At 67.4% G+C, this 21,278-nt stretch carries 19 protein-coding genes; 12 read left to right on the top strand and 7 right to left on the bottom strand.

The window, feature by feature from the left end; translation table 11 throughout:
- Nucleotides 1-40: 40 nt before the first annotated feature.
- Nucleotides 41-1,756 (bottom strand): hydantoinase B/oxoprolinase family protein, encoded by a 1,716-nt coding sequence (locus tag EP007_RS09970; RefSeq protein WP_128477514.1) that lies wholly within the window; start codon nucleotides 1,754-1,756, stop codon nucleotides 41-43.
- The gene (locus EP007_RS09965) at nucleotides 1,753-3,855 is read right to left on the bottom strand and encodes a hydantoinase/oxoprolinase family protein (RefSeq protein WP_128477513.1); all 2,103 of its coding nucleotides are present in this window, start codon (nucleotides 3,853-3,855) and stop codon (nucleotides 1,753-1,755) included. The genes EP007_RS09970 and EP007_RS09965 overlap by 4 nt, the downstream gene beginning before the upstream one ends.
- 216 nt (nucleotides 3,856-4,071) lie before the next feature.
- Between EP007_RS09965 and EP007_RS17465 the strand changes: the two genes are divergently transcribed.
- Both EP007_RS17465 and EP007_RS17460 read left to right on the top strand, forming a co-directional pair.
- A complete protein-coding gene (locus EP007_RS17465) occupies nucleotides 4,072-4,224 on the top strand; it encodes a hypothetical protein (RefSeq protein WP_166035528.1) in 153 nt (50 codons plus the stop codon).
- A gap of 159 nt (nucleotides 4,225-4,383) precedes the next feature.
- Nucleotides 4,384-4,536, top strand: a complete 153-nt coding sequence (locus EP007_RS17460) for a hypothetical protein (RefSeq protein WP_166035526.1) — start codon at nucleotides 4,384-4,386, stop codon at nucleotides 4,534-4,536.
- Nucleotides 4,537-4,611: 75 nt separating this feature from the next.
- Here the strand turns inward: EP007_RS17460 and lanM are convergent, their stop codons facing one another.
- The 4 genes from lanM to EP007_RS09945 all read right to left on the bottom strand — a co-directional run bounded on the left by lanM (nucleotide 4,612) and on the right by EP007_RS09945 (nucleotide 11,012).
- Nucleotides 4,612-7,815, bottom strand: coding sequence for a type 2 lanthipeptide synthetase LanM (gene lanM / locus EP007_RS09960; RefSeq protein WP_128477512.1), 3,204 nt, complete (start codon nucleotides 7,813-7,815; stop codon nucleotides 4,612-4,614).
- A gap of 73 nt (nucleotides 7,816-7,888) precedes the next feature.
- Entirely contained in the window at nucleotides 7,889-8,728 is an 840-nt protein-coding gene (locus EP007_RS09955) for an ABC transporter permease (protein WP_128477511.1), read from the bottom strand.
- On the bottom strand, nucleotides 8,725-9,642 hold the full coding sequence (locus tag EP007_RS09950; RefSeq protein WP_128477510.1) for an ABC transporter ATP-binding protein: 918 nt from the start codon (nucleotides 9,640-9,642) through the stop codon (nucleotides 8,725-8,727). The genes EP007_RS09955 and EP007_RS09950 overlap by 4 nt, the downstream gene beginning before the upstream one ends.
- A 179-nt stretch (nucleotides 9,643-9,821) precedes the next feature.
- Entirely contained in the window at nucleotides 9,822-11,012 is a 1,191-nt protein-coding gene (locus tag EP007_RS09945) for a hypothetical protein (protein WP_128477509.1), read from the bottom strand.
- Nucleotides 11,013-11,186: 174 nt separating this feature from the next.
- Here EP007_RS09945 and EP007_RS09940 point away from each other — a divergent pair, with 174 nt between their 5' ends.
- On the top strand, nucleotides 11,187-13,409 hold the full coding sequence (locus tag EP007_RS09940) for a type II/IV secretion system ATPase subunit (protein WP_128477508.1): 2,223 nt from the start codon (nucleotides 11,187-11,189) through the stop codon (nucleotides 13,407-13,409).
- 33 nt (nucleotides 13,410-13,442) lie between these two features.
- Here EP007_RS09940 and EP007_RS09935 read toward each other — a convergent pair whose 3' ends face one another.
- Complete coding sequence (locus tag EP007_RS09935; protein WP_128477507.1) at nucleotides 13,443-13,697, bottom strand: hypothetical protein; 255 nt, start codon at nucleotides 13,695-13,697, stop codon at nucleotides 13,443-13,445.
- Between the two features lie 180 nt (nucleotides 13,698-13,877).
- Here EP007_RS09935 and EP007_RS09930 point away from each other — a divergent pair, with 180 nt between their 5' ends.
- The 9 genes from EP007_RS09930 (at nucleotide 13,878) to EP007_RS09890 (ending at nucleotide 21,272) form a co-directional block, all read left to right on the top strand.
- A complete protein-coding gene (locus EP007_RS09930; RefSeq protein ID WP_128477506.1) occupies nucleotides 13,878-15,779 on the top strand; it encodes a type II secretion system F family protein in 1,902 nt (633 codons plus the stop codon).
- Nucleotides 15,776-16,555: a DUF7289 family protein gene (locus EP007_RS09925; protein WP_128477505.1), complete on the top strand. Its 780-nt coding sequence runs from the start codon at nucleotides 15,776-15,778 to the stop codon at nucleotides 16,553-16,555. Before EP007_RS09930 ends, EP007_RS09925 begins: the two co-directional genes overlap by 4 nt.
- Nucleotides 16,548-17,126: a DUF7266 family protein gene (locus tag EP007_RS09920; RefSeq protein WP_208023479.1), complete on the top strand. Its 579-nt coding sequence runs from the start codon at nucleotides 16,548-16,550 to the stop codon at nucleotides 17,124-17,126. Before EP007_RS09925 ends, EP007_RS09920 begins: the two co-directional genes overlap by 8 nt.
- Nucleotides 17,123-17,800: a DUF7263 family protein gene (locus tag EP007_RS09915; protein ID WP_243700362.1), complete on the top strand. Its 678-nt coding sequence runs from the start codon at nucleotides 17,123-17,125 to the stop codon at nucleotides 17,798-17,800. The genes EP007_RS09920 and EP007_RS09915 overlap by 4 nt, the downstream gene beginning before the upstream one ends.
- On the top strand, nucleotides 17,793-18,233 hold the full coding sequence (locus tag EP007_RS09910; RefSeq protein WP_128477504.1) for a DUF7262 family protein: 441 nt from the start codon (nucleotides 17,793-17,795) through the stop codon (nucleotides 18,231-18,233). Before EP007_RS09915 ends, EP007_RS09910 begins: the two co-directional genes overlap by 8 nt.
- A complete protein-coding gene (locus EP007_RS09905; protein ID WP_128477503.1) occupies nucleotides 18,230-18,769 on the top strand; it encodes a DUF7261 family protein in 540 nt (179 codons plus the stop codon). Before EP007_RS09910 ends, EP007_RS09905 begins: the two co-directional genes overlap by 4 nt.
- Nucleotides 18,770-19,022: 253 nt before the next feature.
- Nucleotides 19,023-19,871 (top strand): hypothetical protein, encoded by an 849-nt coding sequence (locus EP007_RS09900; protein WP_128477502.1) that lies wholly within the window; start codon nucleotides 19,023-19,025, stop codon nucleotides 19,869-19,871.
- A gap of 35 nt (nucleotides 19,872-19,906) precedes the next feature.
- Nucleotides 19,907-20,722, top strand: a complete 816-nt coding sequence (locus EP007_RS09895; protein WP_128477501.1) for a hypothetical protein — start codon at nucleotides 19,907-19,909, stop codon at nucleotides 20,720-20,722.
- The gene (locus EP007_RS09890; protein ID WP_128477500.1) at nucleotides 20,712-21,272 is read left to right on the top strand and encodes a hypothetical protein; all 561 of its coding nucleotides are present in this window, start codon (nucleotides 20,712-20,714) and stop codon (nucleotides 21,270-21,272) included. Before EP007_RS09895 ends, EP007_RS09890 begins: the two co-directional genes overlap by 11 nt.
- The last annotated feature ends 6 nt before the right edge of the window (nucleotides 21,273-21,278 follow it).

Genomic DNA, 21,278 nt, shown 5'->3' with positions numbered 1-21,278 from the left:
AACGAAATGCAATTGTTCGAGAATCTATTCCTGCTCTATCTCACTCCTCGTCCGTCACTTTCCCCTCCCTCCGGTCACACTCGCGGGCCTCGTCGGCCCGCTCGCTCGGGTCGCCGTAACCGCCGCCGCCGGGCGTCAGCACCGTGACGGTCGTTCCGGATTCGACTTCGCGGGTCGTCTTCGCGCCGACGCGCTCGCCGTCGATGCGGTTCTCGCCGAGCGCGCCCGCGCCGCCGCCGTCGAGACCCTGCGGCGCGTGGCGGCGGCGCTCCGTCAGAAGCGAGACGGTTGCGCGCTCCTCGACGGTGACACTTCGCTCCAGTCCGAGACCGCCGCGGTGGCGGCCCTCGCCCCCGGTGTCGGGGCGGAGCGCGTAGCGTTCGACTCGGAGCGGGTACTCCGCTTCCAGTGCCTCGACCGGCGTGTTCAGCGTGTTGGTCATTCCGACCTGCACGCCGTCGGTGCCGTCGCCCGTCGGGCGCGCGCCCGCCCCGCCGCCGATGGTTTCGTAGTAGGTGAAGTCGCCCGCGCGACTCCCGATAATCAGGTTGTTCATCGTCCCCTGCCCGGCCGCCGGAACGCGCTCAGGCACCGCCTCGGCGAGCGCCCGGAACACCACGTCGGTCACGCGCTGACTGGTCTCGACGTTGCCGCCGACCACCGCGGCGGGCGCGCCGGGGTTCAACAGACTCCCCTCGGGCGCGCTGACCGAGACCGGCGCGTAGCACCCGTGGTTCGGCGGAATATCCGGGTCGGTCACGCACCGGACGACGAAGTAGACCGCACTCTTGGCGACCGCGAGCGGTGCGTTGAGGTTGCCCGGCACCTGTCCCGCGGTGCCCGAGAAATCGACCGAAAGCGAGGGGCCGTCGATTTCGACCGTCACTTCGATTGGCACGTCGTCGTCGCTCACACCGTCAGACCTACGGTCTGACGAGCCTCCGTTCGCTTCACTCTCGGAGACCCCGTCGCCCTCCAAGAAGTCGCGCGCGGTGTATTCGCCATCGGGCAGGTCAGCCAGTTCCGTCTCGACGCGCTCGCGGGAGTAGTCTATCACCGCGTCGAAGGCGGCCAGCAGGCGGTCGCCGTGGTCGGCCAGCAGTTCGCCGACGCGCTCCTCGGCGCGGTCGTTGGCGGCCATCTGGGCGCGGAGGTCCGCGCGGCGCTCCTCGGGCGTCCGGACGTTGGCCAGAATGAGGTCGCGTACGTCCTCGACGAGTTCGCCGCCCGCGACGAGGCGGACCGGCGGCAGGCGCAGGCCCTCCTGATAAATCTCCCGAGCGCCCGCGGGCATGCTCCCCGGAGACATTCCGCCAACGTCGGCGTGGTGGGCGCGCGAGACGGCGTAGCCGACGATTTCCCGACTCGCGTCGGTCGCTTCGTGCGCGTCGTCGCTTTCGGCACCCGAATCGGCAACTGCCGATTCGGGCGCGAGCGGCGAGACCAGCGTCACGTCGGGCAGGTGTGTCCCGCCATCGAAGGGGTCGTTGACCACGAACGTGTCGCCGGGTTCGGGGTCCAGTTCCAGCACCGCTCGGACCGCTTCGGGCATCGCGCCGAGGTGGACCGGGATGTGTTCGGCCTGCGCGACCAGTCGCCCCTCGGCGTCGAACAGCGCCGTCGAGCAGTCCCGCCGCTCCTTGATGTTCGGCGAGTACGCTCCCCGAATCAGGACCTTCCCCATCTCCTCGGCGACGCTCTCCAGTTGGTTCCGGAGGATTTCGAGTTCCACCGGGTCGAGGTCCGCGTCGGTCATTCTCCGGCCTCCCGTTCCAGCACCAGCGTTCCGTCGTCGCGGACCGCGGCCCGCCACGCTGGCGGCACGACCACCGTGCTGTCGGCCTGCTCGCAGATTGCGGGACCAGCAAACTCTCGCCCGGCCGGAAGCGCTTCCCGGCGGTAAATCGGCGTTTCGCGGCGTTGCCCGCCGAAGTGGGCCTCGCGCTCGCCGACGCGCGCCTCGCCCGCGCCTTCGTAGGCCACCGCGGGCGTCTCGCGCGCGACGGTCGCCTGCGCGCGCAGGCCGACGAGTTCGACCGCCTCGTCCATCCGGTAGCCCGAAGCGGACTCGTGGGTCTCGTGGAACTGCTCGGCCACGATTTCGGGGTCGAAGGCATCGCCGACTTCGACCGCCAACTCGAAGCTCTGGCCCGCGTAGCGGAGGTCGGCCTCCCGCAAGACGGTGGCGGTGTCGGGGCCCCGGAGGTCGGCCCGCGCCTCGTCGGCGAGGTCCGCGAGGACGCCCTCGATGGTGTCCGAATCGGCCTCCGCCAGCGTCGTCCGGTAGGTCCGGACCGCGTCGCGGGTCTCGTCGGCCGCGAGCAGGCCGAACGCCGAGAGGACGCCGCAGGCCCGCGGAATCACGACTCGGCCCACGTTGAGGCGCTCGGCGAGCGCCGCGGCGTGCATCGGTCCCGCGCCGCCGAACGCCGCCAGCGCGAAGTTCCGGGGGTCCCGGCCGCGCTCGACCGTCACCGCCCGGACTGCGCGAGTCATGTTGGCGTTCGCTACGCGATAGACGCCGCGGGCCGCCTCGACAGGCCCAGAGAGGTCGGCCTCGTCGGCGAGGTCTGCCAGCGCGTCGCGGGCGGCGTCGAGGTCCAGCGAGAGTTCCCCGCCGAGCGCGGTGTCGCCGCCGAGGTAGCCCAACACGGCGTTCGCGTCGGTGACGGTCGGTTCAATCCCGCCCTTCCCGTAGCAGGCCGGGCCGGGGTCCGCGCCCGCCGACTCGGGACCGACCCGGAGCGCGCCGCCCGCGTCCACTCGCGCGACGCTCCCGCCGCCCGCGCCGACCGTCGTCACGTCCACCATCGGGACGCCGACCGGCCGGTCGCCGATTTCGGCCTCGGTCGTGCGCTCGACTTCGCCGTCCCGGACGAGACTCACGTCGCTGGAGGTGCCGCCCATGTCGAACGTGACGAGGCCCGCGGAGTCCGAAACGGACTCCGCGGCCGCTCTCTTTGCAGTCGCGTCCGCGCCTCCATCTTCCGCGGCCACTCCCTTCGCGGTCGCGTCCGCGCCAACCACCCCCGCGGCGGGACCGGAGAGACAGGTCGTGACGGCGTGTTCGCGGACGGTCGCGGCGTCGGCGATGCCGCCGTTCGACTGCATCACGAGCGGTGCGGGAAGTCCGGCCGCCGCCGCGCGCTCGACCAGTCGGCCGAGGTAGGCGTCGATTTTCGGCGTCACGTAGGCGTCCACGGCGGTCGTCGCGGTGCGCTCGTACTCCCGGAACGCCGCGAGAACTTCGTGGGAGACCGAGACCGGCGCGTCGAGTTCCTCGCGGAGGATTCGGGCCACGCGTCGCTCGTTCTCGGGGTGGGCGTAGGCGTGGAGCAGCGAGACCGCCACGCTCTCTGCGTCCGAGTCGCGGATTCGGTCCGCGAGGTTCCGGACCGAATTCGCGTCGGGTTCGACTTCGACACCCTCGGGCGTGGCGCGCTCCGCGATTTCGAAGCGCCTGTGGCGGGGCACCAGCGGGTCGGGTCGCTCGGCGTCCAAGTCGTAGAGCGCGGGGCGGTCCTGTCGGCCGATTTCCAGCACGTCGCAAAAGCCCTCGGTCGTGACGAGCGCGGTTCTAGCCCCGGTTCCTTCGAGGAGCGCGTTCGTCGAGACCGTCATCGCGTGGGAGAAGGCGTCGATTTCCTCGGGGTCCACGTCGGCCTTCTCGCAGGCCTTTCGGATACCGTCGAGGACCCCCTCGCTCTGGTCGTCCGTGGTCGGGACCTTCGCGGTGACGAGTTCGTCCTCGGCGGTGAGCAAGACGACATCGGTGAACGTGCCGCCCACGTCCGCGCCGACGCGGATTCGGTCGTTTACGGTCCGAGTCTGGTCGTTTGCGGTCCGGTCTGTCACGATCAGGACCCTCCGCGGTGTCGGTGCGCTCGTTGGTCGTTCATGCGGTTGGGATGTGGTTACAGACCATAGTAAGTGATGATTGCGGTAGTCGAGGCACTCCGAGCAAGCGACGGCGAACGAGCAAATCGCACAGTGAACCACCGCTATAGATAATTGCTTGTTTCTAACTATCGGAAAGTTTTTATTGAGGTGTATTCACAATCATGATACGGTATGTCACGAGACTCAACCGCCTCACTCGAATCGGAGTACGAACCGTCCCACGACGAGACTGACGACCGCGCCGTCATCGGTAGTTCGATCTGTGGTGCCTCGATGGACCCGATTTGCGGTAGTCCGGGCGAAGACGACGAGATGGAATTTTAACCGCGGAGTTCTCCACGGGGACGGTCTCAGTCGCCCTCGCTTCGGACCGTCGAGCGACGCTCGACAGCTCCGTCCCTGCGACAGCAGTGTCCCGGATGTATAATTTCGTAAATAATTACCCTAGTTTTATGTCCATGTAGGGCATGAGTTTGATATGCAATGTCACGAAGCATCACCACTTCACTCGAAGCGGAGTACGAACCGTCCCACGATGAGACCGACGACCGCGCCGTCATCGGCTCCACTGGCTGTTACATCTCGGACAAACCCGTCTGTATCGGTTCGGGCAAGGACGACGAGATGGAGTTCTGAACGCCGGACGGACTCGTCGCCAGTCTTTTTTCGGGGCGCTCCCGCGCTCTATTCGGTAGCGCGAGCGACGGTTCCTCACTCCAGTCGCGTCACGTTCGGGAGTTCGACGCCGGTTCCGCGCGCCTCCAACCGGAGCGCGACGTAGCCCACGCCCGCGACGCCGGTGAACAGGCCGAGTCGAGGGAGCATCGGGAGGTGGTTCGACAGTCGGACCCGACCCTCGCGCTCGGCCCGGTCGAGGGTCCGCTGGAACAGCGCCTCGCCGCGCTCGGCCAGCGAGGGGTCTTCGAACACCTCGCCCGCGTCCAGCAGGAACAGCGCGCGACCGACCGACCCGCAACAGAGTGAGTCCTCCAGACTCGGTTCCGGTCGCAGGTCCTCGCGGAGGACCGAGAGGTCCCCGACGCGCTCGTCGTCCATCGAGTCGGCCACGGCGACGCGACTGGTGCCGACGCCAGCGACGCCGTTACACCAGCCCCAGACGTTCGCTGTCTCGTCCGCGTCGTCCGCGCCATCATCGCGCGCATCGTCGTTGCCCGCCTCGCCTGCGCGCTCCGGTAACACGCCGTCGCGCCGCCAGAGTTCGGCGTCGAACCGGAGCGCGTCGCGGCCGACGCTGGCGTAGGTCTCCTCGCCCGTGACCGCCCCGAGTCTCACGAGCGCGTAGCCGATGCCCCCGACCCCGTGCGCGAAGGCGAACCGCCGGTCGCCGTCCTCGCCCGTCGGGATTCGATACCCGGCTTCGGTCTCCGTCGTCGCGTCGAGGAGGCGGTCGCCGCACCGCCGCGCGCGTTCGAGCGCGGCCTCGTCGCCGGTCCGCTCGTACACCGCCAGTTGGGCGAGCAGTTGGCCCGCTGACCCGGCCATCACGTCGAGGTTCTCGTCGGCGGCGATGTCTGCGGCGGTCGTCCGACGCGCGATGGTTCGCGCGCTCTCCACGAGGTCGTCGTCCCCGAGCAGGTCGCCCGCAGTCAGGAGTCCGTAGACGACTGACCCGTGGCCGTCCATCCCGCCGAGAGCCAACTCGGCGGCGTCTTCCTCGTCGTTCTCGAAGGCCGACTGGACCGGTTTCAGGAGTCGCCGACTCCGATCTGCGAGTTCGTCGTCCCCGCGAACCGCGGCGACCGCGGCGAGGAACAGGCCGACGCCGACGTGCCCCTGATAGAGGTCGAACGTCGGCTCTCGCACCCGAAACTGGCCGGTCGGCGACGACCGGGCCAGTTCCGCCCAGCGGAGCGTTCCGTCGGGGTAGCGCGTCGTCGCCTCGTCTATCAGCGCCACGACGTTCGAGACGACCTCCCGCGGCGAGTCGGCGGTCGGTATCGAGTTCGACCCCGCGTCCGAAGGCGCGGCCACCGGGTCCGAGACCGACGACCCGGTGAACGCGAGGTCCACCAGTCGGAGTTGGGTCTCGACCCGGTGGTCGTCGAGGTTCGAAACGCGGCGGCGAGCGTGGTCGAGCGGCGACTCCTCGACGGCGACGCCCGGTCGGTTCCCGCGGCCGTCCGCCAGTTCGCGGCCGTCCGCTTCGACCGTGAACCGGGGAATCGTGAGTCGCCGGAGCGTCGCCTGCTCCGTCGAGACGAGTTTCCAGAGGTCGGCGTCGCCGTCGGCCCGCGGCACGAACACCGTGTAGAGCGACTCCAGCGCGAGCGACCGGCCGACCCCCGACCGGAGTTGCGACGAATAGAGGCTTTCGGAAAGCTTCGAGGCGTAGTGACTCGTCGGGCGCGGTAAGTATCGCACGTCGGTCCCCTCGAACGCGGCGAGCGCTCCCGACGGCCCGGCGAATCCCTCTCGGTCGGCGAGTATCGCGTCAGTCACGGCCCGGAATCCCCGCTTCAGTTCGTCGAGATGCGACGAAACGCCCCGGACCTCGCCGTCGAATCGGGGCAGGTTCTCCCCGTCGAGTCGGTAGGGCTTGTCGAAGCCCATCTCCATCGCGTCGGTGTTCGGGTGTCGGAAGTTCGGGCGCTTCTCGCGGCGCTGTTCGCCCGCGAGGTCGGTCAGTCCGTTGCTCGTCCGGTCGGCGTCCGGTCCGCCCGAGTCCTTCGCAAACGGAATCAACACCGTGTTCAACACGGAGTCTTCCAGTAGCGAGTCCATCGCGGGCGAGACCGGCTTGTTCGAGGTGCCGACCTGCGGGGAGAGGGCGGTCTCTTGGTCCACGATGACGGGATGGTCGCCCATCGCCACGATGTTCTCGTGGTGCAGGTCGGTCGAACCGAGAACGAACGCCAGCGCGGTCAGCGCGCCCATTCGCTCGTAGAAGCGCCCGACGCCCGCCGCGGAGTCGCAGGGTCGGTGAGAGACGACCTCCATCCAGCCGTACTCCCCGCGGTCCAGAACTGCCGGAACGTACAGGTCCGGCACCGCCGCGTTGGCGTTCGTCCAGTCGATGACCGCGCCGAACGCCGCCTCGCCGCCGACCGACCGCGGCTTGTAGACGACCGAGCAGTCGCGCTCGAAGTCGAGTCGCAGGACGATTTCGCCCTCGCCGTGGGGGTCGTCCGAGAGCGTCGCCACGTCGCGCAACCGACCCAACTTTTCGCCGTCGTTGAACCGTCGCGCGAGGTCGGACCGGTCGGCCGCGATTCGGTCGTCCAGTCGGCGGACCATCTCGCGCCACTGCTCGGCGACGACGCCGAGCAGTTTCGCCAAGACCGGGTACTGCTCGAAGACGGGTTCGTAGTCGCGGTGGGCCGCGACGAACTCGTCGTAGACCGCGGTCGAATCGGTCGCGTCCGCGAAATCGCGGTCGGGATACTCCCCCTTCTGATAGGCCTTGAACAGGATGAACAGCGGATGCTGGAACGCCGCCGTCAGTCGCTCGAACAGCCAGTCTTCCAGCGATTCGAAGGCCGCCGGAGCGCGGTCGGCGTCGAGCGCGACTGGTTCGCTGACGGCCGCGGCGAGGGGCGCGAGCAAATCCACGAACGGCGAGTCGGCGTGGCGCTCGGCGAGCGCCTCGCCGCGGTCGGACTCGGTTGCGCGGTCCACGATTCGCCCGGCGATTTCGATTGGCTCGGGAAGCGACTCGGGACGCGATTCGGAGGCGTCCGCCCCGTCTCGAAGTCGCTCGCCGACGCGCTCGACTGTGAGGTCCGCGAGTTCGAGGCGTTCCCGGAACTCCTCGTCGGCGTCGAATACGTCTCGCCAGTCCGCGAGCAGGTCTTCGGGGGCGTATTCGGGTGGGAGCGAGGCGTTCGCCGTCGAGTCGAAGAGTTCGGCCAGCGGTCGAGACCGGGCCGCGCAGTCGGTGAGGAACGTCCGGCGCATGCGTGAGCGGACAGTGGTTCCGCCGGAGGTTAATAATTTTGCAGGAGAGGGTTCGGAAATTTGTCGCGGGCGGCTATCCGATGTCGGCGCGCTCGAAGCGCCAGTAGCCCAACGCCACTGGCACGACCAGCCAGAGGGCCAAGATGACGAGACAGAACCAGTTCTGGACGTAGAACGGCACCGAGGACCCGGCTAGCGCCTCGGCCGGAACTATCGGGCCGATCCCCGAGAAGACGATTTCGGAGGCCTGCGAGTAGGCGTTCGTGGGATTGAGACCCTGCACGAGGTAGAACCACGCCGGAAGTCGCGTCGCCCCGGTCGGTAGCCCGCCCTCCACGAGGTAATAGGTTCCGAGAGGGATGATGTCCCAGATGACCTGAAAGAGGAAGAACGCGCTGATAGCCAGCGCCATCGCCCGCGAGCGCGTCGCCGAGAGCGCCGACGCACCGATGGCGATGCCGACGAAGGTGAGACCTAACAGCGCGGTCAGGAGCGTCAGCAGGACGAACTCCACGACCGCGAGGCCGCCGGACAGTCCGAGCAGGATCAGCGCCGCGCCGACGAACGCGACGAGGAGAGCGACGGTGACGACCGCGGTCCGGCCGACCAGTTTGCCCAATACCACGTCGGCGCGGGTGTGTGGCAGGCCGAGCAGAATCTTGATACTTCCCGACTCGCGCTCGCCCGCGATGGCGAGGTACGCGACCACGAGCGCGGTCAACGGGACGATGAGTCCCGCCGGGACCGTCAGAAACTGCACCGCGCTCGGGAAGCCCGGTTGCTCGGAGAAGACCACCCTCTGGATGAACACCGCGCCTACGGTGAACAGCAGGAAGATGGCGGTGATGACCCACAGCATCCGCGAGCGCACCGCGTCCGCGAAGTCCTTGCGCGCGACGACGAGCCAGCTCATGCCGTCACCCCCACAGAGGTGTAGGCCGCGAACAGGTCCTCCAGCGAGGCCTGCTGGGTGGCGATGTCGGTGACGGTCGCGCCCTGTTCTTCGACGCGGTTGATGACCTTCGATTTGACGTTCGGGTCGCTGACCATCACCCGGATGACCGTTTCGCTGACGGTCACGTCGCTGACCGCCTCGATGTCGTCGAGATGCAGGTCGTCGGGCACGCGGTCCACCGAGAGTTCGAGCGTCGAACCGGACCCGACCGACTCGCGCAGGCCCTCGATAGTGTCCTCGGCGACGAGGCGGCCGCCGTTCATGATACCCACCCGGTCACAGACCGCCTCGACCTGTCCGAGGATGTGACTGGAGAAGAAGACCGTCGTCCCGCGGTCGGCCTCCTCGCGGACCAACTCGCGCATCTGGCGCGCGCCGTTGGGGTCGAGTCCCGAGGATGGTTCGTCCAGAATCAGCAGGTCGGGGTCGCCGACCAGCGCCATCCCGAGCGCGAGGCGTTGGGCCATCCCGGTCGAGTAGCCACCGGCCTTGCGCTCGGCCGCCTCCGGTTCGAGTCCCACCCGGTCCAGAATCTCGCTGGGGTCGTCGTCGGTGTCCTTCGAGTCCACCGCGAACTCGATGTGCTTTCGCCCCGAAAGGCGGTCGTAAAGGTCGAAGCCCTCGGGCAGGATGCCGATTCGCTCGTGAATCCGCTGGCTCTCGTCTTGGGCATCGTGGCCGAGGACGGTCACGGTCCCCTCGGACGGCCGGATGTAGTCCAGCAGGACGTTGATGGTCGTGGACTTGCCCGCGCCGTTCGGGCCGAGGTAGCCGAACACCTCGCCCTCCTCGACGGTGAGGTTCAAGTCCTCGACGGCGACCACGTCGTCGCCGAATCGCTTGGTTAGGTTTTCGGTTCGTATCGCTGGCATGAGTTCACTGTTGACTTCTCCGGTAATAGTGTTGTTGAAAAACATTATCTATTGATATGTGGTCTAGTAGAGAAATCGGTACTCTCGGAGCAGCGCTGACCAGCCGAGAGTGTAACGGGCGGCGGAGCCGCAACGAATGGAGGATCGAAAAGCGGCCGCGGGAGACCGTTACCGCTCGGTTACGACTCGCCGAGGACCCACTTGCCCTCGACGACTTCGACGACGGCATCCGGGTCGTAAGCCACGGGGAACTCCGGTTCGAAATCGCCGTCGAGAATCGAGTCGGTCGTCGTGCTGTCGAGCGTCGTGGTCACGAGCGAGTCGGTCGCGGACCCGCCGAGAATCGGGAGAATACCGTCGTCGCCATCGTCGCCGTCCACCGTCCGCTCGGCGATGGCTCCGGTGTTCCCGACCGCAACGTCGAAGTTCGGGCCGCTGGCGACGCCGTTGAACTGGGCGTCGGTCGCCGTCTGGAACCGGGTCCACTCGCCCGCGGACTGTCGCTCGTAGATTTTTCCGTCGGTCCCGACAGCGAGACCGTCGCCGCCGTCCCGGTCGATGCCGCGAATCGCCTGCCTGTCGCCGTCGATTACGTGAGGCGTCCAGCGCGACCCGTCGTACCTGTAGACGATGCCGTCACCGCCAGCCACGTTGACATCGTCCGCCGCGACGCTGGCGAGGTCGTAGAACGCCCCGCCCGCGAAGTCGATGCCGATTCGGTTCCACTCCATGCCGCCGTCGCTCGTCGCCGCGACGAGTTGACTCGTGCTGGCGACGTGGCCCGCTTTTCGGCCGTGAAAGTCGATGCCGGGGATGGTGGAGCCGCCGCCGGGCTTGAGAACCTCCTCGTACCGTATCGCTCCCGACTCCTGACGGACGCCGACGAGCAGTTCGCCCGAACCGTTGACGAAGTAGAGGCGCTCGTCGGTTCCGGCGTGGCCGACCACCGCCACGTCCTCCCACGTACTCGTTTTCCCCTTCGGAGCCGAGTAGTTCGTCAGCGTGTCCGTATCGACCCGGTACTCCCCGATGACGCCCGACCCGCCGACGAACCAGACACCGTTCCCGTCGTCAGTGACGGCGGCACCGCGGAGCGGACGACTCCGGGCCTGCGGGCCGTACTCGACTATCTTCGACCAGCCGTTCGCGCCGCGGGCGACGACATCGCCGCCCGCGCCGACCGCGACGGGGCCCTCGCTCGACGTGACTGCGCTGAACAGCGTCTTTGTCGTCGGGGACTCCTCGACGACCGTGAACTCGTCCCCCGAAGACTGGGCGGTACCCACCTCGCTCGAAACTCCGAGGCCCGCGGTACTCAGTAGCGATGCTCCTGCGACCGTGAGGAAACTGCGGCGCGAGTGGTGCGACATTGCGACGGCTCACTCTGGCGGCCGCCAAATTATATGTCTTCTGAAAAATCTTAAGTGAATTTATATTCTATAATATCGTATTTATATTCGAATCGGTATGCTGTGATCGACGCCACAAACGAGGGCCGGAACGAGCGTCAAGTTTTAAATACGAAAACGCGTGGAAAGAGAGATATGACCGAGATTGCAGGGGCGGGCGGCGGCCCGACCACCGACCGGTCCGACGAGACGCCCCGAGTTCCGTCGCCGAAACCGCCCGACGACCCCGAGGCGTGGTACGCGCCCGACACCCGCGCCCAGTACGAACTCCACCCCGGCGTCGTCGCCACGATTACCGAGACCGACGCTGGATTCGATTATCGCGTCCGAGAACCCCGTCTCTCGCCAGCGGGGACAGACGCCCTCGAAACCATCGGCGACCACTTCGCCGACGCGAACCTCGCCCGACCGCTGACCCGCGAGGGTGCCCGCGAGCGAATGGCCGCCGGATTCGACTCGAAGTATCGGCGCATCGTGGACCGACTGACCGACCTGCCGCCAGACGCCCGGCGACGCGTCGAGTACCGCGCGCTCCGGAACCTCCGGTGTCTCGGCGATTTGACGCCGCTAGCGCTCGACGAGGGCATCGAGGTGGCCGACAGCGCTGGCGAGCGTCTGGTCGTTCACACCGACGACTACGCGCCCGCCGACACCGGTCTCGCGGCCGACGCCGACTATCTAGAGCGATTCGCCAGCGAGCGCGTCGAGAGCCACACCGTCGATTTCCGGGAGTTTCAGGTCCCGGTGGTCGTCTACCGCGAGCATCTGCTGGCCAACGACTCCTTTACGACGAAGTACGCCGTGCTGGAACCCGACCTGCTCCCCGGCGACGAGGAGTTGATTCAGGAATGCAAAGACAGAATTTGGGAGACCAACGTTGACGGTGTAGTCGAGGACCGCGCGGCGTTCGTCCGCGAACGCGCCCGGACTTTCCTCTCGCGGCGACTCACGGCGCGAAATACGAGGGCGTGGCTCGACGCCGCCGCCTATCGGGTCCGGACCGCCTTGGCGGAGTACGATTTGGCGGTGCCGCCGGTCAACCATCGCTTCTCGACTGACAGGCTCTCGGACCTGCTGTACTACGTGATGCGGGACTTCGTGGGCCACGGCAAACTCACCGTCCCGATTCGGGACGACCTGCTGGAGGACATCGAGGCCAACCGCGTCGGCGAGCGCATCAAGGTCGTCCCGCGCGGCCGCGAAATCGGCCACGGCGAGCGCGCGCCGACGAACCTCCGGTTCGAAGACGAGGAGACGTTCGCCAACGTCGTCACCCAGATGGCCGCCAGCGACGGGACCGAACTCAACGCCTCGAACCCGAGCGCGAAGGTGAACCTCCGACCGGAGGGCGTCCCCGAGGAGGTCACGATTCGGGCCGCCGTCGCGCTCGGGGTCATCAGCGAGGACGGGCCGCACATTTCCATCCGGAAGCAGGCCCCCGAAGCGATGACGCCCGTGGATTTGCTCGACTCCGACAGCCTCTCGACCGAAATCGTCACCCTACTCTGGCAGGCCTACGAACACCACGGCGTCGTGCTATTCTCCGGGCCGACTGGCACCGGCAAGACGACGCTGATGAATTCGCACATGCCGTTTATCCCCTACCGCGACCGGCCCATCTCCATCGACGAAGGCTCGCGGGAGGTCCGCCTGCCCCACGAGACCGGCGTTTCGCTGACGACGCGCGACCACGAGAGCGACTACAAGCGCGTGACGATGGCCGACCTGATGACCGAGTGTAACTACCTGAACCCCGACGTGGAGGTCATCGCCGAAATCAACACGCCTGCGAGTTTCCAAACGTTCGCCGAGAGTCTGAACACCGGCCACGGCATCATCGGCACCACCCACGCCGAAGACGTGGAGAAACTGGTCAACCGCGTCGTCGAGCAGGGCCTACCGCCCTACCTCCTCCAGGAGTTGGACCTCGTGGTCTTCCCCCGGCGCGCGGACGGCGACCGCTACGTCGGTGAGGTGGTCGAACTGCTCACCGAGTCGGAGTTCGCGGACCTCGACGCCGAGCGAGCGCGCTGTGGCGCGATAGAGAAAGAAGAGACGACCGTCTACTGGAACACCGTCGCGTGGCGCGATACCGAGGGCGAGTTCCACCTCGCCGCCGACGCGACGGATGCGGGCGACGAGTCGAGCGAACGCCGCTTTCGGTTCTTCGACAGATTGGCGGAACGGACCGACCGGCCGGTCGAGGAAGTCGAGACCGAATTCCACCGTAAGCACCGCTACGTCCAGTACATGGCCCGCGAGGGCATGGACGACTTCGAGGAGTTGTTCGCGTTCCTCGCGGACCTACGCAACGACGAGGCCGCGACCGTCGAGCGCGTGAAGCGGGAACGCAACTGAACTCTTCGCTCGAAAAATGGGGGACAGTCGGTGCTACCCTGCACACCGGCAACCGTCGTAGCAGTCGTACGGACAGTCACTGCAGTCGAACACGCAACAGTCCGGATTCTCCTCGCAGAATCCGTCGTCCGGTTCGACTTCTTCGAGTCCATCCTCCGTCACCCGATACTTGAACTCAACGTCGTCGAGATTCTTCGGTTCGGAATCCGATGCGCCTGCGGCACCCACCAGCGCGAAGGTTGACCCTGCACCGGCGGCGAGTCGCTTGAGTGCGGTACGTCGTTTCATGAACGACCACATCAACAATCCCTGTTATTAATAATTAATTTTCTACCTAATTGTATTGTGTTAACACCTATTTCAATTTCGAACTGCTCTTCCGATTCGTTTACCGGCCATATCACTAGACCTTAAGTACCAGAGCGAAGAGAGGAACGGCCATGAACGCGACTGGAGGAGGACGACGGAGTGAACACGTCTGCTAACGCCGACCACACCGCCTCGACTCTCTCGGTCCTCGACCGGGCGCTCTACGCGCTGTTCTCCCGGCACGCCGACCGGGCGCGCCACGACGCCGACCGCAAGCGGTACCGCGCGACCGGCGTCACGACGAGTTTCGACGTGTACCTCTCTCGGACCTACGGCCTATCGTGGGCGGTCTTGGGCCTGTTGGCGGCGTGGACGTTCGTCGTCGTGGTCGCGCTTCCCGACGCCACGCTGGCGGCCGCCGCCGACTTCCTTCGGCGAGGGGTCCCCGGTCTCGAAACGGTCGGTGTTCCGGCCGTCTCGCGGACCGTCGTGGCCGCCGGGGTCGGTCTCAGCGTCGGTCTCGCGGGCAAGCGCGCGACTGTCGCGCTCGGCGGGCGCTATCTCAAGTGGACCGCGAGCGCCCGGCGGTCGAACATCGAGCGCACGCTTCCCGGCGCGGTCCGGTACCTCCACGCGCTCTCGTCGGGCAACGACGACGGCGCGGCGATGCTCCGCAAGGTCGCCGACCGCGAGCAGGCCTACGGCGAGACCGCGGTGGCGTTCCGGAAGGCGCTGAACAAGGCGACGCTGACCGGGAGTCTGGGAGAGGGACTGCGGGTTGTTGCCCGCGATACGCCGTCGCGGGACGCGCTCGCTCCGTTTCTGGTGAAGTTCCGCGAACACACCGAGCAGGGACCGGACGCGCTGGCCCAGTACCTCCAGATGGAGAGTCGAATGCTGAGCAATCGGCAGGCCAGAGACCGCGAGCAGGCGGGCGATTTCCTCGAACTCGTCGCGGAGATGTTCGTCGTCCTGCTCGTGCTTCCGGCACTACTCGTCATCATCGTGACCGTGATGAGCGTCCTCGCGCCGGGCCTGAGCGCCGAGACCGCGACGCCCGTCGGGTCCGTCTCGGTCCGGGCGCTTCTCGTCTACGGAAGCGGCGCGTCCATCCTCGTCGTCGGCGCGGGCGCGGCCGTGGTAGTGGCCGCGCTCCGCCCGCCCGACCAGTCCGGGCGAGTCTACGAGCGCCCCGAGGGGGCGCTCGCCACGCTCGCCAGCGCGCTCCGGAACCCCGCGAGCGCGTCGGTCGCGTTCGGACCGCTCGCGGTCGGCGTCGCGCTCGCACTCTGGGCGCTCGACTACTCGGCGGTCAACGTCGCGCTGCTCGGCTACGTCGCTGCCGCCCTGCCGGTTGGTCTCGTCTCGCTCCGGCGGGCGAACCTCGACGACGCCAAGGACCGGGAAATCAAGGACTTCGTTCACGCCGTCTCGGGACACGTCAGCCTCGGCAGACCGTTCTCGGAGGCGGTCGAGCGCGTCGCCAGCGACGTGGACCTCGGCGCGCTGGACGACGACGTGGCCGACCTCGCGTTCAACACTAACCTGACGACGCGGAGCGGCGACTTGCAGGCCGCCGCGCTCTCGCGGTTCGTCGGTCGAGTCGGGACCCCGCTGGCCGACCAGACCATCGGGCTGGTCACGGGCGCGCTCGACGCGGGCGGTGACGCCGAGACCGTCTTCGAGACCCTACAGGTCGAAATTGGACGACTCTACCACGAGCGGAAGTCGCTCCGCTCGAACATGCTCGTCTACGTCGCTGTCGGGTGGACCACGGCCCTGCTGGTCGTCGGCATCATGGTCGCGGTCAACGTTCACGTCCTCGATAGCTTCGCGCAACTCTCCTCTATCTCGACGGCCGACGCGGGCATCGCGCTCGACGCCGACGCCGTGCAACCGGCCCGCGACCAGCGGCGCTTCTATGTCGTGACGCAGGCGACGATGCTGGCCTGCGGGTGGTTCGCGGGGTACGCGAGTCGCGGGCGCTACGAGGCGTTGCTTCACTCGGGCGCGCTCGTCGCCGTCGCGTACTTCGTCTTCGCGGGGGTCGGGATGGTGTGACCCGGAACACGTCCCGCTCGCGCGCCGACCGCGCCCAGTCGAACGTCGTCGGCGTCGCCATCCTGCTCGGCGTGGTCGTCGTCGCGCTCGGGTCGCTGACCGCGGGCATCGGGTCGGTCGTCGAGGAGAACGCCGCGGCGGCCGACTCCGCGCGCGTCGCCGCCGACTTCGACGCCGCGCTCGAACCGGTCGAAGCGACGGGTGTCCACCGCGGCCGGGTCTCGTTCACCGACGGCGAGTTGCGGACCGTCGAGCGCGACCTCCGAGTGTTGAACGAATCGGGCGTCGTCGGGACCGTCCGGACCGACGCGCTCGTGTTCACCGCGGGCGACCGCAGGGTCGCGTTCCTCGCGGGCGCAATCGTCCGCGGGCCGCCGGACAACGCCGTGGTCCGGACGCCACCCCCGATTACGGTCTCCCGCGGCGGAGGCGGTGGGGACAGAGAAGGCGGCGACCCCGACTCCACGGGCGTCCTCGTCGTCGGCGCGCCCGCGCTAAACGGGTCGGTCGCAGTCTCGGGGTCCGGCGGCGCGTCGGTCTCGCTCCGGACGACCGTCTCTCACGAGCGGACCAACCTCGGGAACGGAACGTATCGAGTAGCGGTCGAGACCGCGACGCCCAGCGCGTGGCGGCGGTACTTCGAGCGCCAGAACGCGACCGTGACCGCGCGGGACTTCGACGGCGACGGCGTCGAGAGCGTCGTGGCCGCCTACCCCGGCGAGCGCGTCGGATACCTTGTCGTCCACAGAATGGGACTGGAGGTGCGGAATGGATAGCGAGCGCCGACCGCCGCGAGGCGGGCGGCGCGATGGGTGGCACGCCAGTCGGCGCGACTGTCAGCCCGCCAGTCAGCAGGGCAATCGGCGCGGTCGCTCCGACCGCGCCGTTTCGCCGGTCGTTGGCAAGGCCCTGGAGGCCAGCATCGTGGTCCTCTACATCGGTCTCCTGTCGTCAACGCTCTACGGCGGCGTCGTTCCAGACTACCGGACAGCGGCGGGCGCGGAGGTCGGCGAGCGCGTGCTTGCCCAGTCGGCCGAGCGCGTCCAGCAGGCCGTGCCGACCGACGCTCGCGCGGTCCGGGTCCGCACCGAGATATCGCTCCCCCGGACCATCCGCGGGGAGACCTACGCGGTCCGGACCGACGAGCGGGCGCTGGTCCTCGACCACCCCGCCGACCGAGTGAGTGGTCGGGTAGCGCTCGCACTTCCCGAGACGGTCACCTCGGTGTCGGGCAACTGGTCGAGTCGGGAGTCGGCGTTCGTCATCGTTCGGAACGAGGAAACCGGCGGACTCGCGGTGCGCCTCGAATCCGGCGGAGAGCGCGGTCCCGGAGGCGAGCGGGTATGACTCGCGGCCAGATGAACCTGCCCGCGCTGGCGGTCGCACTCCTCGTCGTGACCTCGGTGACGGTCGTGAGCCTCGGTCTCGCCGACCGGGCGTACCTGAGCGCCGAGCGCGATGCCGACGAGCGCCGGATTGCGGTGGCGCTCTCGGAACGCCTCGTCGCGCCCGACTCGCAGGTCACGACGCGCGCGAACGTCCTCGACAGCGAGACTGTCGCAGACCTGAACCACTCTCGACTCCGAAGCCAGTTTCCCGTGACCGGCGACGCCGACGTGGAGGTCCGACTCGGCGACCGAACGCTCGCGGTCGGAGGCGACCCGACCGGTGGGACGACCGTCCGTCGCATCGTGCTGGTCGAGAATCGAACGACGGCGTCGCTGACGCCCGACCTCTCGCCGAGCGACCCCGCCGTGACGCTCCCCCGGCGCTCGCCCCGAGTCGAAATCGAACTGACCCCGCTGGACGAGAGCAATGTAAAGATGGTTAAAGCAAACGAGAATGTGGTTCTTCGGAACGAGTCCGGACTCCGCGGCCGGTTCGAAGTTCGGCTCTCGCGGTTCGAGACCACGACGCTCGCCTTCGAGAGCGACGGGGCGCTGGCCGAGGGGAGCGTCGAACTGACCTACTACCCCGCCGAGACGAGCAAGGCGGTGCTGGCGGTGACCGTCGATGACTGAGAAGCGCGCTCGCGGCGTCCGCGGGCGGACGCCGCGAGGCCAGCTATCGCTGTCGGTCGTGGAGGCGGGCGTCGGCGTCGTGTTGATTCTCGCGGTGGCGATGGGGTTCGCGCTCGGGGTCGCGCCCCCCGACGACAGGGCCGCCCAACTGGACCTCTACGCGGAGGACGCCGCGACGGTCCTCGCTGGCGAACCGCCGCGCCACGGCGGCGCAACGCGACTCTCGGAAGTCGTGCGCTCGCCCGACGCCTTCGACCGCGAGCGCGATGCCCTCCGGCGACGGGTCGCGCGAATCCTCCCCGACAACCTCATGTTCCGGGTTCGGACGCCCCGCGGCGCGGTCGGGTTCCGGAAACCCGCGGGCGTGGCTGTCGGGACCGCGAGCGTGACAACTGCCCATGGCGACGTGCGGATTTGGGTGTGGTATGTATGAAGGGAGAGACGCCAGCGACCCGCGAGCGCGCCCAACTCGTCCTCGCGGCGGCCGCGCTGGTCGCCGTCGCGCTCGCGCCGGTCGTGGTTGCCTACCTTCAGCTAGGCTACCACGCCGACGTGACCGCCACCGCGGAGTACGACGCCCCCGACCGGAACGCCGAGCGGTTGCTCTCGCGGGCAGTCCACGACGCCGCGGGCGAGGCGACTGGCGAGTTCGCGTGGGGCGAGCGAACTGCGGCCGCGGCCGCAGTTCGCAGCGATTTGTCGCCGAGACTCAATGCGCTTCGGTCCTCGCGCGTCGAATCCGGGACGGTGTATCAGGTCGGGTATAACCAATCGGCGGCCGGGGCGTGGAGCGACGCGAACTGTCCCGGCGGGCCGAACCGACAGTTCGGTCCGTGCCAAGCACACGAGGGCGTCGTCGTGCAGGAGCGCGCGGACGAGACCCACATCCTCGCGGTTGCGTTCGACGTGCGCGTGACCACCGAGAACGCGGAGACGGCCCTGACGCTGATCGTCGAACGAGTGGAGTGAACGAAGTTCGGGCACCGTGACGCCCCGGTCGGTCGCGGCGTCGCCCCCAATTCAAGAGACAGCTATCACATTTCAATTATTCTTCGAAGGCTGTTCTATCACTATCTGAGAACAGGTATGGCAGATAGATTCACGAGTTCATATCGGCTGTAGATAGCTTTTAGTCGCTCAGAGGGCGTTTTACTCGTAACGGATATTAGTAAAGTTACTCGTAAAGATATATACGTGTGGAGTTATACATCGGAAATGAGAGATGAAGAAGATCCAGTTCAAACGCACGTTCATCGCCGTCACGGCGCTCCTCGTCCTCGCGTCGAGCGTCGGCGCTCCGGCAGCCGCACAGACTTACAACGACGTTACGGCCGCGAACGACGCACAGACCACCACGCAGGCCGCGACGACGACCGCGGTCCCGACAACCACCGAGGCCATGACGACCACGCAAGCTGCGACGACCACCGAGACCATGGCTACCACCGAAAGCGCGGCCTCCCAGAGCGCGTGTGAGGCACCGGCCTCGCCGCCGAGCATGGAGCAGGCCCGCCTTTACGCCGCCGAGAAGACCATCGAGAAGACCAAGCCCGGTCAGATCGCGGGCGGCTTTCAGGTTGACCCCACCGCGACCTGCCCCGTCGTCGTCCACGTCACGATGAGCGTTCCGAGCGGCATGACCATTCAGGGTTCGTCCGACATCTTCACGGGCGGTGCCGGGATGGTCTCGGGCAACTTCGAGGTCCGACCGCAGGGCGGTATCAAGGACATCCGCGCGAACGTCTACAGCACGAACACCGGCACGCGCACGGTCACCGCCGACATCCAGTATTGGCCCAAGGGCCACAAGGACATGGCGCGGGAAATCGACGGCATGTCGTTCACCTTCGACGTGAAGGAACCGGTCGAGGCGACCGTCGAGTCCGGAAATAGCTCGTCCGACAACTCCGGCAACACGACGACCGTGGCTTCGAGCACCGGCGGCAGCGGCGGTCTCCCGCTCTCCCAGAACATGCTGATCATCGTCGGTCTCATGTTCATCCTGCTCGTGGCGGTGCTGGCCATGACCAAGATGAGTCCGCGAGACATCAACATCGGAGTCAAAAAGTGACAGTCCGTTTCGGACTGCAAGCGAGGTAATCGCCAATGTTCGACCGATTCTTCGGCAACGAAGACGACTCGGACGCCAACTCCGAGGCGGACGTTGAAGTCCAAACTAACGCTGGCGCGTGGGGAACGAACGTCAACGTCGGATCCGGCGACCCCTCGGGCGTCCTCGACGGGGACTCGTGGTTCGACACCCACACGTTCGACGTGGACTCCGCGGAGAGTTCGACCGGGACTCGGAGCCAACCCCGACCCCGACCGGACGTGTCTCCTCGGGACTCCCCCGTCGGTTCGTATCCGCGCGGAACCTTCGCGTTCCCCGACTCGAAGCCGTTCATGCAGGCGCTCGAAACGCGCGGCAAGAACGGCGCTCACGAGCGCGTCGAGACGGTGTACGTCTTGACGGGCCAATCGCCGACAACGCCGACCGAACTGTTCGGTCTCGACAAGCCCGAGTATTACGAGTCGGCGACTCGAACCAGCGTCACCACCTTCGAGGGAAAGGTCGCCCGGCGCGTCGCGGCGTCCTATCCCGACGGCGAGACGCCGAACGTCGTCGCTCGGTTCCACACCCATCCGGGCGGGACGACGACGCCGAGTGACGTGGACGTGAAGAGCGCCGAGAGCGTCAAAGAGAGCTACCGAGACGCCTTCGGGACCGACGAGTTCGAGTTCTTCCACGGCATCCACGCCTACGTGGACCAGTCGGGCGTCCCGTCGGTCGAGGAGCGACACGACGCGACCGCGCTCAGCGGCGGCGTCTCGTGGCGCGGCGAACAGTACCGTCACGAACTCGCGCTGTTCGGGCCGCGGTTCAGAAACTCGCGGGACGTGGTGATAGCCGATGGCGAGTGAGGGGTCGCCCGACGCGCGAGTCGAATCCGCCTTCGAAACGCTCGGTTCGGAGACGGAGGCCGCACTGCGACGCCTCGCGCAGAACGATCCGGCGCTGTTGCGCGAGACACTGGCGGATCTTGGCTATCTCGACGCCGAGTCCGAGTCGGCCGACACCGTCGAGAACAGCGAGACCGCCGACCTCACGCCCGCGCAGGAACGCCTCGGCGAACTCCTCGACTCGATGGGCAACCCCCGAAGCACGAACGAGATAATCGACTTGCTCGCCGACCAACACCCGTCGTTCTTCGACGAGCACGGCTCGGCGAAACACCGACCGTGGATGTCGAACCAACTCAACGCGCTGGTGGACGCTGGCGAACTCGGCCGGTACCGCGATGGACGAACCATCCTCTACACGCCGAGCATCGCCGACGCGGTGCGCCACTGGGCGCTCAAGAACGACTACTTCGTCGAGGACCTGACTGGCAGACACGTCGGCCGAATCGCGTCCGACACCGAGATGCCTCGCTCCGCGGTGCGCGAGGGGCTACGAGAACTGACCGAGTAGTGAGTC

The sequence above is a fragment of the Halorussus pelagicus genome, from assembly GCF_004087835.1.
GTDB classification, from domain to species: Archaea; Halobacteriota; Halobacteria; order Halobacteriales; family Haladaptataceae; genus Halorussus; species Halorussus pelagicus.
The sequence above is the reverse complement of the archived record's forward strand: the minus strand, read 5'-3'. Positions and strand labels throughout refer to the sequence as shown.

What these genes read in the sequence shown, in the direction of transcription:
- EP007_RS09915 (WP_243700362.1), top strand. Translation starts at nt 17,123, where the DNA reads ATGACTCGCGGCCAGATGAACCTGCCCGCGCTGGCGGTCGCACTCCTC.
- EP007_RS09945 (WP_128477509.1), bottom strand. Translation starts at nt 11,012, where the DNA reads ATGTCGCACCACTCGCGCCGCAGTTTCCTCACGGTCGCAGGAGCATCG.
- EP007_RS17460 (WP_166035526.1), top strand. Translation starts at nt 4,384, where the DNA reads ATGTCACGAAGCATCACCACTTCACTCGAAGCGGAGTACGAACCGTCC.
- EP007_RS09955 (WP_128477511.1), bottom strand. Translation starts at nt 8,728, where the DNA reads ATGAGCTGGCTCGTCGTCGCGCGCAAGGACTTCGCGGACGCGGTGCGC.
- EP007_RS09895 (WP_128477501.1), top strand. Translation starts at nt 19,907, where the DNA reads ATGTTCGACCGATTCTTCGGCAACGAAGACGACTCGGACGCCAACTCC.
- EP007_RS17465 (WP_166035528.1), top strand. Translation starts at nt 4,072, where the DNA reads ATGTCACGAGACTCAACCGCCTCACTCGAATCGGAGTACGAACCGTCC.
- lanM (WP_128477512.1), bottom strand. Translation starts at nt 7,815, where the DNA reads ATGCGCCGGACGTTCCTCACCGACTGCGCGGCCCGGTCTCGACCGCTG.
- EP007_RS09940 (WP_128477508.1), top strand. Translation starts at nt 11,187, where the DNA reads ATGACCGAGATTGCAGGGGCGGGCGGCGGCCCGACCACCGACCGGTCC.
- EP007_RS09905 (WP_128477503.1), top strand. Translation starts at nt 18,230, where the DNA reads ATGAAGGGAGAGACGCCAGCGACCCGCGAGCGCGCCCAACTCGTCCTC.
- EP007_RS09970 (WP_128477514.1), bottom strand. Translation starts at nt 1,756, where the DNA reads ATGACCGACGCGGACCTCGACCCGGTGGAACTCGAAATCCTCCGGAAC.
- EP007_RS09935 (WP_128477507.1), bottom strand. Translation starts at nt 13,697, where the DNA reads ATGAAACGACGTACCGCACTCAAGCGACTCGCCGCCGGTGCAGGGTCA.
- EP007_RS09900 (WP_128477502.1), top strand. Translation starts at nt 19,023, where the DNA reads ATGAAGAAGATCCAGTTCAAACGCACGTTCATCGCCGTCACGGCGCTC.
- EP007_RS09890 (WP_128477500.1), top strand. Translation starts at nt 20,712, where the DNA reads ATGGCGAGTGAGGGGTCGCCCGACGCGCGAGTCGAATCCGCCTTCGAA.
- EP007_RS09950 (WP_128477510.1), bottom strand. Translation starts at nt 9,642, where the DNA reads ATGCCAGCGATACGAACCGAAAACCTAACCAAGCGATTCGGCGACGAC.
- EP007_RS09920 (WP_208023479.1), top strand. Translation starts at nt 16,548, where the DNA reads ATGGATAGCGAGCGCCGACCGCCGCGAGGCGGGCGGCGCGATGGGTGG.
- EP007_RS09910 (WP_128477504.1), top strand. Translation starts at nt 17,793, where the DNA reads ATGACTGAGAAGCGCGCTCGCGGCGTCCGCGGGCGGACGCCGCGAGGC.